The sequence below is a fragment of the Pseudomonas sp. MPB03 genome, assembly GCF_046605385.1.
Classification (GTDB): domain Bacteria; phylum Pseudomonadota; class Gammaproteobacteria; order Pseudomonadales; family Pseudomonadaceae; genus Aquipseudomonas; species Aquipseudomonas zanjanensis.
The window spans coordinates 273,359-289,026 of the sequence record NZ_CP176770.1 but is presented as its reverse complement, the minus strand read 5'-3'; the positions used below and the strand labels follow the sequence as shown (position 1 = coordinate 289,026).

The window sequence follows — 15,668 nt, the reverse complement described above, 5'->3', positions numbered from 1 at the left end:
GCGTCGGACCGGCCCAGCGGGAGCAAGCTCCCTCGCCACAAAAGCCGCTCGCCATTATGCCTAGAGCTTGGCCTTCACCGCCGCCAACGCGTCTTTGCCATCCAGGGTCTTCACACCGTCCAGCCATTTATCCAGCACCGCCGGGTTGGCCTTGATCCAGGCCTTGGCCGCATCGGCGTTGCTGACCTTGTTGTTGACCACCTCGGCCATGATGCTGTTTTCCATTTCCTGGGTGAAGCTCAGGTTGGTCAGCAGCTTGCCCACGTTCGGGCAGGCCTGTGCATAACCTTTGCGCGTCAGTGTATAGACGCTGCCGGTGTCGCCGAAGTATTTCTCGCCGCCCTTGAGGTAGTGCATTTTCAATTGCACGTTCATTGGGTGCGGGGTCCAGCCGAGGAAGGTCACGAACTTCTGTTTTTTCACCGCCCGGGAGACTTCCGCCAACATCGCCTGCTCGCTGGACTCCACCAGTTTCCACTCACCCATGCCGAAGTCGTTGGTCTTGATGATTTCTTTCAGGGAGAGGTTGGCCGGGGCGCCGGAACCGATGCCGTAGATTTTCTTGTCGAACTTGTCGGCGAATTTGTTCAGGTCGGCAAAGTTATGCACACCCGCGTCCCAGACGTAATCCGGGACCGCCAGGGTGAACTCGGTGCCGTCCAGGTTCTTGGCCAGTTGCGTGACGTCGCCATTGGCCACGAACTTGTCATAGAAACCCTGCTGCGCCGGCATCCAGTTACCCAGGAATACATCCACCTGGCCATCCTTGAGGCCACCGAAGGTAATCGGCACGGCGAGGGTGTCGACTTTGGCCTTGTAGCCCATCCCGTCCAGCAGGAAACCGGTGATGGCGTTGGTGGCGGCAATGTCGCTCCAGCCCGGATCGGCCATCTTCACCGTTTCGCAGCTTTGCTCGGCCCAGGCCGAAACGCTGCTCAATGCCAACAGCCCAGCGGTCAGTACTGTGGATAACTTTTGCATGGCTTGCCCCTTACGTTATTGGTTTTGGCAGGGTTGTGGATAACGGGCCTTGCGCTCCAGATCGTCGAGGTCGATGTGGTTACGCATGTACTGCTGGCTGGCGTCCACCAGCGGCTGGTGATCCCAGCTCTTGAGTTTGCCCAGGGTCAGCGCCTGGGCGACGAAACGGCGGCGGCGCTGGCTGGCGAGCACCTGTTTATGAATAGTCGGAATATCCCACTTGGCGCGGGCTTCGGCGAGAAAATCGCTGAACAGGGACAGATTCTCGGCGGATTGGCTGAGATCTTCCAATTCCTTGGGATCGTTGCGAACATCGAACAGCAGGCACGGGTCATCTTCGCTGTAGATGAATTTCCACGGGCCACGACGGATCATCATCAACGGGCTGATGGTGCCTTCGGCCATGTACTCACCGAAGACTTCATCATGACCACCCTGCCCTTGCAGGTGCGGCACCAGCGAACGGCCATCCAGCGGCAAGCCCGGTTCCAGCGTGCCCCCGGCCAGTTCCACCAGGGTCGGCAGCAAGTCGGCGGTGGACACGGCCGCGCCCACCCGGCCGCTGGCGAACTGCCCTGGTGCGCTGATCAGCAACGGTACGCGAGCGGCCATTTCGAACCAGTGCATTTTGTACCAGAGGCCCTTTTCGCCGAGCATGTCCCCGTGATCGCCGGAGAACACGATAATCGTATCGTCCAGCAGACCGGTGTCCTCCAGGGTTTGCAGCAGCTTGCCGACGTTGCTGTCAATGTAGCTGCACGCACCGAAATAGGCGCGACGGGCATCGCGAATCTTATCCACAGGCAGCGGCTTGTCCCACAAGTCATAGACCTTCAACAGCCGCTGGGAATGTGGATCGAGGTCCGTTTGCGCCGGGGTTTGGGGCAATGGGATGTCGTTGTCGTCATACAAATCCCAAAAGGCCTTGGGAATTGTGTACGGGTCGTGTGGGTGAGTCATCGACACGGTGAGGCAGAACGGCTGGTCACCGTCCTCGCGGATGTGGTCGAACAGGTACTGCTGGGCCTTGAACACCACTTCTTCATCGAAATCCAATTGGTTGGTGCGCACGCAAGGCCCGGCCTGCAACACCGACGACATGTTGTGGTACCAACTGGGCCGCACGTCCGGCTCGTCCCAGTTCACCGCCCAACCGTAGTCGGCCGGGTAGATGTCGCTGGTCAGCCGCTCTTCGTAGCCATGCAGTTGATCGGGGCCACAAAAGTGCATCTTGCCGGACAACGCTGTGCGGTAGCCGAGGCGGCGCAGGTAATGGGCGTAGGTCGGCACGTCCGCAGGAAAATCCGCCGCGTTGTCGTACGCGCCGATCTTGCTCGGCAACTGGCCGCTCACCAGGGTAAACCGCGACGGCGCGCACAGCGGGCTGTTGCAATAGGCGGCGTCGAACACCACGCCCTCGGCGGCCAGGCGCGACAGGTTCGGCAGCTTGATCGGTGAAGGGCCGTAGATCGGCAACATTGGCGCGGCCATTTGATCGGCCATGATGAAAAGAATGTTCTTGCGCTTCATGTATTCGCGGCATTCCATAGTAGGCAGTTATGCGACATTGCTGCGATTGAGCATGTAGCCCCCGGGTTTTGGGGTAAAGCCCATGCAGGATAATGACTAGGATAAGCACAGCTTATGTATGACGCCTTGGGTAACCTATCCCTGGAACTGTTCCGAGCCTTTGAAGCCGCGGCCCGCCAACAGAGCTTTACCGCGGCGGCGATTGAGCTGGGCACCACGCAACCGGCCATCAGCCAGCAGATCAAGCGTCTGGAGGAGCAGCTGGGTACGCGGTTGTTCGATCGCATCTATCGTGGCATCGAACTGACCGAGGCCGGGACGATCCTGTTCGAGCAGGTGCAGGCCGGTTTGCAGAGCATCGATGCCGGGCTCAGCGCCATCACCGCCCAACACCAGCATGAGGTGCTGCAAGTCGCCACGGACTTCGCCTTCGCCGCCTATTGGCTGATGCCGCGCCTGCATCGCTTTCACGCCGCCAACCCGCAGGTCGACGTGAGCCTGGTGACCAGTGAACGCAACCACAACATGCTCCGCACCGATATCGACGTTGCCGTGCTATTCGGCGACGGTCGCTTCAAACAAGGTGAAAGTCGCTGGCTATTCAGCGAAGAAGTTTTCCCGGTGTGCAGCCCGCTGCTGCTCAAGGAACGTCCCCTGCCCTTGCCCGCCCAGGCCTTGGCGGAATTTCCGTTGCTGCATTTGCGCGCGAGCAACAGCAACAGCTGGTTTGACTGGAGTGGTGTATTCCGCGAATTGGGCATCACCTCGCCACCGGCGCCCGGGCAGTTGCGCTTCGACAACTACACGTTGCTTATCCAGGCAGCGATTGGCGGCCAAGGCGTCGCGATTGGCTGGCGGCACCTTGTGGATAACTTATTGGCCCAGGGCCTGTTGTGTCGTCCGATCGCGGAAACGGTGCTGTCGCGGCTGGGGTATTACGTGGTCTTGCCCCAGCGTAAACGGCGCGGTGTGTTGATCCGGCAATTCGTCGATTGGCTGATGGAAGAACAGGCCAACAGCGCCGAATCGCTCACGGGATTGCCGTTGCCGTCGATTGCTGTTTGAGTACGTGGCCGTCGTTTTAGGGCTGCTTCGCAGCCCAGCGGGAGCAAGCTCCCTCGCCACGGGATGTCCATCGCTAATTGGCGGGCACGAAGCTGACGTGCTCGCCCACGTGCAGGTTCAGGCGCAGCTCGTCGGCGATGCCGACCGCCACGCGGTTGAGCCGCTCCAAGGTTTCGGCCAGACCGGGTTCCAGGCTGGTACTGACCTGGCTGAAATGTTCGATGCCCAGGCCAGGCGCGGCGTAGGGCGCGTTGATCAAGGTCCACTGCAAGGCACTGCTCTTCAGGGCGTCGAGCATCTCTTCGGCGGCATGGCGCTGCAAATCATCGTCGGCCTGTTCTTCGTCCAGCATCGCAAAATCGCCCACCAGGAACAGCCGTGTCATGTTCACCGCCTGCATGCCGGCGATCAGGGCATCCACCGCCAAGACCTGCTCCACCGGGCCGGGAATCAAGGTGCGCTCCACCTGTTCGCTGTTCATCGGCAACCCTGGCGCGTTCAACAGGCACACCACGGCGCTGGCGCCGGCGACACTTTGCTTGACCCGCTCCGGGTCGAACAGATCGCCGGTCTTGGTCCGCAGGCCCGGGCGTGGGGCCAGGGCGGTGAGGTCGTCGAGAATGGCGATGACCTCATGCTGGCGCCGTAGCAGTTCAGCCATCAACGCACTGCCGAGGCTGCTCATGGCACCATAGAGCACCACTTTGATGACCGGGGTTTCGGCGTTTTTCATGGCTGTTTTCCTCGTTGTCCCGCCTGTAAAGGCTCTGACCCGCGGCAAACGGCGAGGGTTCGGCCTCTTTTCAAGGAGAAACAGATGCAGCGGATCAAGGGCTACCACGCCCACGTGTATTTCGATGCCAACACCCTCGACCAGGCGCGGGCGCTGTGTGAGGAAGCGGCGCAGTTGTTCCCGCTGAAAATGGGCCGCGTCCATCAACGCCCGGTCGGCCCCCACCCGGACTGGAGTTGTCAGCTGGCCTTCGATCCGCAGTACATCGGCGTGGTCCTGCCGTGGCTGGCCCTGAATCGCAAGGGGCTGGTGATTTTCCTGCACCCGGAGACCGGCGATGACCTGGCCGATCACACCGACCATGCGATCTGGATGGGGGCGGTGCGGCCGTTGAATCTTTCAGCCTTTAAAGCAAAAACCTGACTGCTTTTGTGGCGAGGGAGCTTGCTCCCGCTCGGTTGCGCAGCGGCCGCAAAATCCTGGGGCCGCTGCGCAGCCCAGCGGGAGCAAGCTCCCTCGCCACAAAAGCACAGCAGCACAGCAGCACAGCAGCACAGCAGCACAAAACAACACCGCAACACAGCTCGCTTGGCCAGTCATCAACCATTGCAGCGGCGAAAGGCTGCTGAAAGCTTGCGCGATTAGGATCGCCTCACCTACCGGCAACAGACCGGTGGCCTACAACGAGTCTTTCTGATGCTCGTTCGGCCTTTTTAACAACAACAATGGTGATTCTGATGTCCGCTGCTACCCGTCCCGCTGCACCCACTCCATCCGTCCGCCCCGTGCTTTGCATCCTGCGCTGACCTGTCCGGTTCGCCTTCCATAGCCGCGCCACGCCTGGAGTATTTCCCATGCTGACTTTCCTTGGCTTCGCCATGGTCATCACGTTCATGTTCCTGATCATGACCAAGCGCCTGTCCGCGCTGATTGCCCTGATCATCATCCCGATCCTGTTCGCCCTGTTCGGTGGTTTCGCGCCGAAGATCGGCCCGATGATGCTCGAAGGCATCACCAAGCTCGCCCCGACCGGGGTGATGCTGATGTTCGCGATTCTGTATTTTGCCCTGATGATCGACTCCGGCCTGTTTGACCCGGCCGTGCGCAAGATCCTCAAGCTGGTCAAGGGCGACCCGTTGAAAGTTTCGGTCGGTACCGCCGTCCTGGCGCTCGTCGTTTCCCTTGATGGTGACGGCGCGACCACTTACATGATCTGCGTGGCCGCGATGCTGCCGCTCTACAGCCGCATCGGCATGAGCCCGCGCATTATGGCTGGCCTGATCATCCTCGCCGGCGGCGTGATGAACATGACCCCGTGGGGCGGCCCGACCGCCCGGGCGGCCAGTGCGCTGCACGTGGACCCGTCCGACATCTTCGTGCCGATGATTCCCGCCATGCTGGCCGGTGTCGTGGCAATCCTGGCAATCGCCTACATGTATGGCAAACGCGAGCGGGCGCGCCTGGGTGAATTGCACTTGGCGAGCGACGAGATCGACCACAGCGAAATCAGCGTGTCCCAGTTCCCGGACGCTCGCCGTCCGAAGCTGATCTGGTTCAACGGCGCGCTGACCCTGGCCCTGATGTGCACTCTGATCGCCGGCCTGTTGCCATTGCCGGTGCTGTTCATGGTGGCCTTCAGCATCGCGATGATCGTCAACTACCCATGCCTGCAACAGCAGAAAGACCGCGTCGCGGCGCACGCCGGTAGTGTACTGGCGGTGGTCGGGCTGATTTTTGCGGCAGGGATTTTCACCGGCATCCTGTCCGGCACCGGCATGGTCGACGCCATGTCCAAGAGCCTGCTGGCGGTGATTCCGGAGTTCCTCGGTCCTTACCTGGCGGTCATCACCGCACTGGTGAGCATGCCGTTCACGTTCTTCATGTCCAACGATGCATTTTATTACGGGGTGTTACCGGTTTTGGCCGAAGCCGCCAGTCATTACGGCATCACCGCCGTCGAAATGGCCCGTGCCTCCATCGTTGGCCAGCCCGTGCATTTGCTGAGTCCGCTGGTTCCGTCGACTTATCTGCTGGTGGCCCTGGCGGGAATCGAGTTCGGCGATCACCAACGCTTCACCTTGAAGTGGGCAGTACTGGTTTGCCTGTGCATAATGTTCGCCGCCTTGCTGATGGGGATTTTTCCGCTGTTCAGCACTCTATAAAAGCAACGCCCGCTGCGTCGCCCCTTTCGGGTAACCGAAGGCGCGGCGCGGCCTAACACTCGCTCAAAGGAACTCACATGGAATGGCTGACCAACCCGGAAATCTGGGTTGCCTTCTTTACCCTGACCGCCCTGGAAATTGTCCTGGGCATCGATAACATCATCATGATCTCGATCCTGGTCAGCCGCATGCCCAAGCACATGCAGGCGCGCACCCGGATTTTCGGTCTGGCGCTGGCCATGATCACGCGGATCCTGTTGTTGCTGTCCATCACCTGGGTCATGCGCCTGACGGCCGATTTGTTCGAAGTGTTCGGCCAGGGCATCTCCGGTCGTGACCTGATCCTGTTCTTCGGCGGCCTGTTCCTGCTGTGGAAAAGCTCCCAGGAGATGTACCACGCGCTGGAAGGCGAAGATGAAAGCAGCGACGCGCCTTCGGGCAAGGGCGGCAACTTCATCTACACCATCATCCAGATCGCGATCATCGACATCGTGTTCTCCCTGGATTCGGTCATCACCGCGGTCGGCATGGTTTCCCATGTGCCGGTCATGGTCGCGGCAATCATCGTCGCCGTACTGGTGATGATGCTGGCTTCGGGCACCATCAGCACGTTCATCGACAAGCACCCGTCGCTGAAAATGCTGGCGCTGTCGTTCCTGCTGGTGGTCGGTACCGTGCTGATCGCCGAGTCGTTCGACGTTCACGTGCCAAAAGGCTACGTCTACTTCGCCATGGCGTTCTCCCTGGCGGTGGAAGCAGTCAACATCAAGATGCGCACCGCGATGGCACGCAAGCGCAAGCAACAGGATCCGGTGAAACTGCGCAAGGACATGCCGGGTCAGTAAGGTAGAGGGCAGTGAATGAAAGGGGCTCTTGGAGCCCCTTTTTCATGCCTGCGGGAAAGCGGCCGGATGCAATACCTGTGGGAGCGAGCTTGCTCGCGATAGCGGCCTGACAGTCGAAGAAGATGTTGGATGTTATGGCCTCATCGCGAGCAAGCTCGCTCCCACAGGGGTGTTTGAGGAATTTATTTTCATGACAGTTTTGTTTCAATCAATTCTTTAGCTGTGCAATGCTGGCGCCCGTACCGTTCGCCAACTACAGCTTAAGTACAAGAACGAAGAATGTGGCATCACCCATTTGTTCCTTTGGGACGCTAACAGGGGGCCTCTCATGCTGACCCTGCTCAATTTGCTCTCCGCCGTGGCCCTGCTGATCTGGGGCACGCATATCGTGCGTACTGGCATCCTGCGGGTCTATGGCTCGAACCTGCGCCACGTCATCAGCCAGAACATGTCCCGGCGCTGGCTGGCGTTCATCGCCGGCATCATGGTCACGGCCATGGTCCAGAGCAGCAACGCCACGGCCATGCTCGTCACCTCGTTCGTCGGCCAGGGCCTGATGGCGCTGACCCCGGCCCTGGCGACCATGCTCGGCGCCGATGTCGGTACCGCGCTGATGGCGCGGGTGCTAACCCTCGACCTGTCGTGGCTGTCACCGCTGCTGATTTTCCTCGGGGTGATTTTTTTCCTCTCGCGCAAACAGACGCGCGTCGGGCAAATGGGCCGGGTCAGCATCGGCCTGGGCCTGATCATCCTCGCCTTGCAGTTAATCGTCGAAGCCGCCGCGCCCATCACCCACGCCCAAGGCGTGAAAGTGATCTTCGCTTCACTGACCGGCGACATCCTGCTCGATGCGCTGGTCGGCGCGCTGTTCGCGATGGTCTCCTACTCCAGCCTCGCTGCCGTGCTGCTCACCGCGACACTGGCCGGCGCTGCGGTGATCAGCCTGCCGGTGGCCATCGGCCTGGTGATCGGCGCCAACATCGGCAGCGGCATCCTGGCGTTCCTCAGCACCAGCATGCAGAACACCGCCGGACGCCAGGTGGCGCTTGGCAGCCTGCTGTACAAGCTGATCGGGCTGGTGTTGATCATTCCGGTGCTCGATCCGCTGGTGGGCTGGCTCGATAGCCTGGATTTCAGCCCCCAGGAAACCGTGATCGGCTTCCACCTGCTCTACAACGCCGTGCGGTGCCTGGTGTTGCTGCCCAGCGTCGGCCCGATGGCCAGGCTTTGTGCCTGGCTGCTGCCGGAGCGGCCCGAGACCAACGGCACGGCCAAGCCCCGCCACCTGGACGCCACCGCCCTCGCCACTCCGAGCCTGGCCCTGGCGAACGCGGCCCGGGAAACCTTGCGCATCGGCGACCTGATCGAAAACATGCTCGAAGCCATGCTGGACGTGCTGCGCGGAGCGCAAACGGCGGTGACCCAGGACGTCCGGCGCATGAGCGATGACGTCGAAGCGCTGTGCAGTGCCATCAAGTTGTACATGGCGCAAATGCCCCGTGAGGACCTCAGCGAACAGGACAGCCGCCGCTGGGCGGAGATCATCGAACTGGCGATCAATCTCAAGCTGGCCAGCGACCTCATCGAGCGCATGTTGCGCAAGGTCCAGCAGCAGAAAACCTCGCAACGTCGTTCCTTTTCCGAGGTCGGCCTGGAGGAATTGGCGGGGCTGCACAGCCACTTGATCGCCAACCTGCGATTGGGCCTGTCGGTATTCCTCAGCGCCGACCGGGAAAGCGCCCGGCAGTTGTTGCGTGAGAAACGTCGCTTTCGGGCGCAGGAGCGGCGCATGGCCCACGCCCATGTCAGCCGTTTGCAACGCAAAGTCGTACAAAGCATGGAGACCAGTTCCCTGCACCTGGAGCTGATCGCTGACATGCGACGCCTCAATTCGCTGTTTTGCGGCAGTGCCTACGTGGTGCTGGAAACGTCCGAGATCGGCGCCCTGGCGGCCGATGAAATTTCCGACATTACCCATTCGCCGTGAACGACTGGCGCATTGGTCAGTCAGTAACAATGTCAGTGAAAAACGTCAGTCAAAAACAATGGCTAGGGCCTGAAACCGTTCACCGGCCCGCCTGCTCCCGTTGTCATGAACACCGCATAGATTCGATAGGGGGAGCGAGCCGACTCCGGGCGACACTCCGCCGTTGACGGCCTGCCCGACACCATGGACCTCCACCCAGCCGCCAGGAAGCCTTTATGCGTTGTCTGTTGCTCGCCTTTCTTTTGCTCGGTTCATTGCCCGTGGTTGCCCTCGACCGGTTCCAGGTCGAAGGCTATACGCTGCCCAACGGCCTGCAATTGCTGCTCAAGCCGGGCACCGAGCGCGGGCACGTGGCGATCCGGCTGGTGGTGGGCGTGGGCCTGGACGACTTCAGTTGCGCCGACAAGGAACTGCCGCACCTGCTCGAACACCTGCTGTTCAGCGGCGTCGACGAAAGCGGCGAAGGCGGCCTGGAAGAGCGCATGCAAGCCTTGGGTGGCGAGTGGAACGCGTTCACCAGCAACGCCGACACCACGTTTGTCATCGAGGCGCCGGCACGCAATCAACGCAAGGTCCTGGACCTGCTGCTGGCGCTGTTGACCCGCACCCGCATCGATGAAAAAGCCCTGGAAGCGGCCAAGCGGGTGGTGGAGCGCGAAGACGGCGGCCACTACACCCACCTGCAACGCTGGCTCGATCGCCAAGACCTGGGCCACAAGGCCAGCAATCAGTTGGCGGTTGAGTTGGGCCTGCGCTGCGCGGAACGGCCCGAGGTCCAGCGCCATACCCTCGCCCGCCTCGAACAAGTGCGCAAGGACTGGTATGCGCCGAACAACATGACGCTGATCATCGTCGGCGATCTCGACCGACTGCTGCCGGCCTACCTGGAACGCGCCTTTGGCGAGCTCGAACCGGTGGAGCCCAGTGTCCACGAGGCGCTGCCGCAGATCCGCTACAAGGCGGTCACCAAGCGCAATCTGATCCGTGGCCTGGTCGGCGACAGCGCCAAGCTGCATTGGCTGTTCCCCGAGCCGGTGCTGGACGAGCAACATGACGAGACGTTCGACCTGCTCAAGGATTACCTGGATTGGGCGCTCTACCGTCAATTGCGCCTGGCCCGCAGCCTGTCCTACGGGCCGTGGACCGAGCGCGAAGTGTTCGGCGGCGTCGGCTTCTTCAGCCTGAACGCCGACCTGTCCCGCGAGGACCTGCCCGAAGCCGAACAAGCCCTCGAAGAACTGCGCAAGACCTTGCTCAAGGATGGCCTGGACCCGGCCAGTTTCGTGCGCATCAAACGCGCGGCCATCGCCCATCAGTCCTGGGCGGTTCAAGGCAACAGCGCCCTGGCCGATTACTACTGGAGCGCCCTGGGTGACTACGAAGACGGCCGCTTCGCCAACCCGGCGGTCCGCCTGCAGGGGGTGAGCCTGGAACAGGCCAACACGGCCCTGCGCGAACTGCTCAAGGACCCGGGGTATTTGCGCATCGAGAAGCCGTTGCTCAGTGATGATGAGCTTGTCTGGGGGCTGGCTGGTTTGCTGGGGTTGCTGCTGGTGGGGATTGGGTGGCGATGGAGTCGCAGGGCGCGACCGACGTCTGATTGAGCGAGCTTGCTCGCGATAACCCTCGCTCAGGAGCACTCAAATCCCGTGGCGAGGGAGCTTGCTCCCGCTCGGCTGCGCAGCAGTCGCACCCCCGGGCAATGCGGTCTGTCTGAGGAAATGCAGGGGCCTGCTTCGCAGGCCAGCGGGAGCAAGCTCCCTCGCCACAAAAGATAGCCACGGTAGGCGTCGCGCTCCTCGCCTTGTCATCGTCCTGGCGATACTCTGTCAGGGATATTTCCTACGACTTACTGTGAAACCACTGAATGCAAAACCTGACGGTCTATCTCCAGCGCATCCTTGAATTGATGAAGCGCTATCCAGGGGTCATTGCGCTCGGTGGTTTCATCTCCGGGGTCGGCAGTTTCATGCTGGTGGACCGCCAGCAGGGCCTGGCGACCTGGATCGCCATCATGATGCTGGTGAGCTGGCTCTGGCTGATGGTGGAGAACAGCATGACCCGGCTGTTCACGCGGATTTTCAAACGGGAAATCCCTCAGCCGCTGTTGCGCTATGCCACGCAGATGATTCACCAGGAAAGCCTGTTTTTTGTCCTACCGTTCTTTTTTATCACCACCACCTGGAACAGTAGCCAGCTGCTGTTCACCGGGCTGCTGACCATCGCGGCGCTGATTTCGATCACCGATCCGCTGTACTACAAATGGCTGGCGCCCCGGCGCTGGGCGTTCCTGGCGCTGCACACGCTGACGCTGTTCGCCGCCCTGCTCACCGCATTGCCGGTGATCCTGCACCTGACCACCGACCAGAGCTTCAAGCTGGCGCTGGGCACTGCCATGTTGCTGTCGTTTCCCAGCCTGGCCTCGATCTTCCCGATCCGCACCGTGCGCAACGCCCTGGCGATCCTCTGCATCACCGTGGGGATTGGGGCCGCTGGGTGGATGCTGCGCTCCTGGGTGCCACCGGCCACGCTGTGGATGACCGAAGTGGCCATCAGCACCCAGCTGGAGGACCGCACGCCGGGCGCCAGCCTCAAGCAGGTCAGCGCGGCGCAGATTCGCGGCAACGGCCTGTACGCCTACACGGCCATCAATGCGCCGCGAGGGCTCGATGAGCGGATTTATCATGTCTGGCAGTTCAACGGCAAAGAAGTCGACCGCATCGCCCTGGACATCCATGGCGGGCGCAAGGAAGGCTATCGCGCCTGGACCCATAAGCAGAACTTCCCGGAAAATTCGACCGGCAAATGGCAAGTGCGAGTGCTCACGGAAAACGGCCAGATGATCGGCGTGCTGCGTTTCGAGGTGACGGACTGAAGGTCCTTCGGACCTTATCGCGAGCAAGCTCGCTCCCACAGGGATTCGCGGCGTTCATGGCTTTGGGAGGAGCAAGCCAAGCTTGCTTGCCTTCACAGGGAATTGGCGGTGTTCATGGCTTTGGGCAGGACACTTGTCCTGTGGGAGCCGAGCTTGCTCGCGATGACGGTGTGTCAGCCAACCTCAATGCTGACTGATCCGACGCCATCGCAAGCAAACTCACTCCCACCGCTTAGCCAAAGAACCAGTAGCAAACGCCAATCGCCGCCACGACCCCGGCCAATTCCGCCAGCAGCGCGCAGCCCACGGCATGGCGCGCCCGCTGGATGCCCACGGCACCGAAATACACTGCCAGCACGTAGAACGTGGTCTCGGTGCTGCCCTGGATGGTCGCTGCCACCAGGGCCGGGAAGCTGTCCACGCCGGAGGTCTTCATGGTCTCGATCAACATGGCCCGGGCGGCGCTGCCAGAGAACGGCTTGACCATGGCGGTCGGCAAGGCATCGACGAACCGCGTGTCCAGGCCGGCCCACTGCACCAGGTGGCGGATACCGTCCAGGCCGAAATCCAGCGCGCCCGAGGCCCGCAGCACGCCGACGGCGCAGAGCATGGCCACCAGGTACGGCAGCAGGCTCTTGGCAACGTCGAACCCTTCTTTCGCGCCTTCGACAAAGGCCTCATACACCTTGACCTTGCGCAGTGAGCCCACCACCAGGAACAAGATGATCAGGCCGAACAGCGTCAGGTTGCCGAGGATCGATGACAGCCCCGCCAGCGCCGTGGCCGAGAGCGTCGCCAACAGCGCCATGAAGCCACCCAGCACCAGCGCACCCGGAATCAGGTAAGCCAGCACCACCGGGTCCCACAGGCGCAGGCGTTGCATGAACGCCACGGACAACAGCCCCATCAGGGTCGAGGCGCTGGTGGCGAGCAGGATCGGCAGGAACACCAGGGTCGGATCCGGCGCGCCTTGCTGGGCGCGGTACATGAAGATGGTCACCGGCAGCAGGGTCAGCGACGAGGCATTGAGCACCAGAAACAGAATCTGTGCGTTGCTGGCGATGGTCGGGCTGGGGTTGAGGTCTTGCAGGGCGCGCATGGCCTTGAGGCCGATGGGGGTGGCCGCGTTGTCCAGCCCCAGCCCGTTGGCGGCGAAGTTGAGGGTGATCAGGCCGATCGCCGGATGGCCGGCAGGCACTTCCGGCATCAAGCGCAAGAACAGCGGGCCGAGGGCCTTGGCCAGCCAGTCGACGATCCCGGCCTTTTCGGCGATGCGCAGGAAGCCCAGCCACAGGGTCAAGGTGCCGAACAGCAGGACCATCACCTCCACCGACAGCTTGGCCATGGCGAAAATGCTTTCCACCATGGCCGCGAAGATCCCGGCGTTGCCACCAATCAGCCACTGCGCCAGCGCCGATACGGCTGCCACGATAAAGAAGCCAAGCCACAGGCCATTGAGCATCGGTTAAGTCCCCCGGAAGATGCCGCGAATGATAGCGGGGCTGGCAGAAACGACAAACCCCGGATTGCTCCGGGGTTTGGTTGGCATCATGTACAAGTGCCGCGATTTTCGCGAGCAGGCTCGCTCCCACAGAAAATCATCCGTCATTGTGGGAGCGAGCCTGCTCGCGAAGGCGGTCTCAGCGGCTGGAAGTTTCCCCCGCTGGCAACGGCTCCTTGCTGCGCCAGTGCGGCAGGGAGTTCCAATAGCGCTGCCCCTTGGCATCGTCGTACATGCCTTCCCAACGCGCGATGACCAACACCGCCAGGGCGTTGCCAATAACGTTCAGCGCAGTACGGGCCATGTCCATGATGCGGTCGACACCGGCGATGAAGGCCAGGCCTTCCAGCGGAATGCCCACGCTGCCCAAGGTGGCCAGCAGCACCACGAACGACACGCCCGGCACGCCGGCGATGCCCTTGGACGTGACCATCAGGGTCAACACCAGCAGCAATTGCTGGCTGATGGACAGGTCGATGCCGTACAGCTGGGCGATGAAAATCGCCGCGATGCTCTGGTACAGGGTCGAACCGTCGAGGTTGAAGGAATACCCGGTCGGCACCACGAAACTGCAGATGGCTTTCGGCGCACCGTAGGCTTCCATCTTCTCGATCACGCGCGGCAGCACGGTTTCGGAACTGGCGGTGGAGTAGGCCAGCACCAGCTCATCCTTGAAGATGCGCATCAGCTTGAGCACCGAGAAGCCGAACAGGCGGGCGATCAGGCCCAGCACCACGAAGGCGAAGAAGGCGATGGCGACGTAAACCAGGATCACCAGTTTCGCCAACGGCAGCAGGGAGGCGAAGCCGAAGTTGGCGACTGTCACCGCGATCAGGGCAAACACACCGATCGGGGCGTATTGCATGATCATGTGGGTGACTTTGAACATGCTCTCCGATATGCCCTGGAACATTTTCACCAGCGGCTCGCGCAGGTCCGATTGCAGGCTGGACAGGCCCAGGCCGAACAAGACGGAGAAGAAAATGATCGGCAGCATTTCGCCACGGGCGACGGCGGCAAAGATGTTCGACGGGATCAGGTTGAGGATGGTCTCGATGAACGCATGTTCATGCTGGACTTCCGCCGCCGTGGCCTGGTACTTGGAAATATCCACCGTGCCCAGGGTGCTCATGTCGATGCCAGTGCCCGGCTGGAAGAAGTTGGCCAACAGCAAGCCGACGACGATGGCAATGGTGGTGACGATTTCGAAGTAAAGGATGGTCTTGAGACCGATACGCCCGAGCTTCTTGGCATCACCCACCCCGGCGATACCGACGATCAGCGAGGAAATCACGATCGGGATCACGATCATCTTGATCAGACGGATAAAGATATCGCCCGCCGGTTGCAGCACGTTGCTGATCCACCAGGCCTTCTCGGCACTGAAATGGTTGAGCAGCGCGCCCAATGCAATCCCTAGCACCAGACCGATGAGGATCTGCCAGGCGAGGCTTAGTCGTGCCTTCTTCATATCGTTACCCTTACTTCAGTTGGACTCGGGCAGGGGCGCGAATGCTCGTCGATGACGAAAAACATTCACGCCCCTGCCCCCGTATAAGGTCACCCCGAGCGCGCGCGAGCGGCTTACTGGCAGGCGAAAAAAGGCGCAACTATTGCGATGCCAGGGGGGATCGTCTAATGCCGTAAACGCCTACCCCATGCCGAATCGGCATGAGATTTTCCAAACGAAACCCGCCTTGCAAGCGGTTCGAATGCGCCATTTGTGCAGGCATAAGTGCCGTGAAGCGGCCATTTCAGCGTAGCTGGGCTGATTCCGCCTGGGTTGGGAAACCGATGAAATGGCGACGCAACGAGGCGCAGCCCACGAGACAATTTATCTCGGCATTCTCCGATATACGGTCGGGGAAAGGGCAATAAATTGGTGGGAGGAGACAAAATGCCGCATCGCGGCCGGCGTATGACGCCAGAAGAACCCAATCGCTCTGGCTCACGCATTGTGCGACACGAAGCTCTACGCAAGTTCGCCAA

12 protein-coding genes are annotated in these 15,668 nt (G+C 61.3%); 7 read left to right on the top strand and 5 right to left on the bottom strand.

The features are described from left to right. Positions 1–60 precede the first annotated feature (60 nt). The gene (gene choX, locus ACLH0I_RS01195) at positions 61–981 is read right to left on the bottom strand and encodes a choline ABC transporter substrate-binding protein (RefSeq protein WP_014335844.1); all 921 of its coding nucleotides are present in this window, start codon (positions 979–981) and stop codon (positions 61–63) included. 15 nt (positions 982–996) lie between these two features. Further along, a complete protein-coding gene (betC, locus tag ACLH0I_RS01190; protein ID WP_411386073.1) occupies positions 997–2,511 on the bottom strand; it encodes a choline-sulfatase in 1,515 nt (504 codons plus the stop codon). Between the two features lie 114 nt (positions 2,512–2,625). Between betC and ACLH0I_RS01185 the strand changes: the two genes are divergently transcribed. After that, entirely contained in the window at positions 2,626–3,576 is a 951-nt protein-coding gene (locus ACLH0I_RS01185) for a choline sulfate utilization transcriptional regulator (RefSeq protein WP_186728495.1), read from the top strand. A 73-nt stretch (positions 3,577–3,649) separates the two neighbouring features. On the opposite strand, the gene ACLH0I_RS01180 is transcribed toward ACLH0I_RS01185, so the two are convergent. Next, positions 3,650–4,309 carry an NAD(P)-dependent oxidoreductase gene (locus ACLH0I_RS01180; protein ID WP_411386072.1) on the bottom strand — a complete coding sequence of 220 codons (660 nt, stop codon included), beginning with the start codon at positions 4,307–4,309 and terminating at the stop codon, positions 3,650–3,652. A gap of 84 nt (positions 4,310–4,393) precedes the next feature. Here ACLH0I_RS01180 and ACLH0I_RS01175 point away from each other — a divergent pair, with 84 nt between their 5' ends. From ACLH0I_RS01175 to ACLH0I_RS01150, 6 genes are all read left to right on the top strand, one after another. Further along, on the top strand, positions 4,394–4,732 hold the full coding sequence (locus ACLH0I_RS01175; RefSeq protein ID WP_186706413.1) for a DOPA 4,5-dioxygenase family protein: 339 nt from the start codon (positions 4,394–4,396) through the stop codon (positions 4,730–4,732). Between the two features lie 431 nt (positions 4,733–5,163). Then, complete coding sequence (locus ACLH0I_RS01170; RefSeq protein WP_411386071.1) at positions 5,164–6,471, top strand: CitMHS family transporter; 1,308 nt, start codon at positions 5,164–5,166, stop codon at positions 6,469–6,471. 77 nt (positions 6,472–6,548) lie between these two features. Continuing rightward, the gene (locus tag ACLH0I_RS01165) at positions 6,549–7,316 is read left to right on the top strand and encodes a TerC family protein (RefSeq protein ID WP_186706414.1); all 768 of its coding nucleotides are present in this window, start codon (positions 6,549–6,551) and stop codon (positions 7,314–7,316) included. A gap of 328 nt (positions 7,317–7,644) precedes the next feature. Next, complete coding sequence (locus tag ACLH0I_RS01160) at positions 7,645–9,303, top strand: Na/Pi cotransporter family protein (RefSeq protein WP_186728492.1); 1,659 nt, start codon at positions 7,645–7,647, stop codon at positions 9,301–9,303. Positions 9,304–9,518: 215 nt separating this feature from the next. Next, the gene (locus tag ACLH0I_RS01155; protein ID WP_411386070.1) at positions 9,519–10,907 is read left to right on the top strand and encodes a M16 family metallopeptidase; all 1,389 of its coding nucleotides are present in this window, start codon (positions 9,519–9,521) and stop codon (positions 10,905–10,907) included. Between the two features lie 263 nt (positions 10,908–11,170). Next, complete coding sequence (locus ACLH0I_RS01150) at positions 11,171–12,178, top strand: DUF5924 family protein (protein ID WP_186706417.1); 1,008 nt, start codon at positions 11,171–11,173, stop codon at positions 12,176–12,178. 232 nt (positions 12,179–12,410) lie between these two features. Here ACLH0I_RS01150 and ACLH0I_RS01145 read toward each other — a convergent pair whose 3' ends face one another. Both ACLH0I_RS01145 and gltP read right to left on the bottom strand, forming a co-directional pair. Further along, positions 12,411–13,640, bottom strand: a complete 1,230-nt coding sequence (locus ACLH0I_RS01145; RefSeq protein ID WP_411386069.1) for a nucleoside recognition domain-containing protein — start codon at positions 13,638–13,640, stop codon at positions 12,411–12,413. A gap of 178 nt (positions 13,641–13,818) precedes the next feature. After that, the gene (gene gltP, locus ACLH0I_RS01140; protein ID WP_411386068.1) at positions 13,819–15,150 is read right to left on the bottom strand and encodes a glutamate/aspartate:proton symporter GltP; all 1,332 of its coding nucleotides are present in this window, start codon (positions 15,148–15,150) and stop codon (positions 13,819–13,821) included. Between the last annotated feature and the right edge of the window lie 518 nt (positions 15,151–15,668).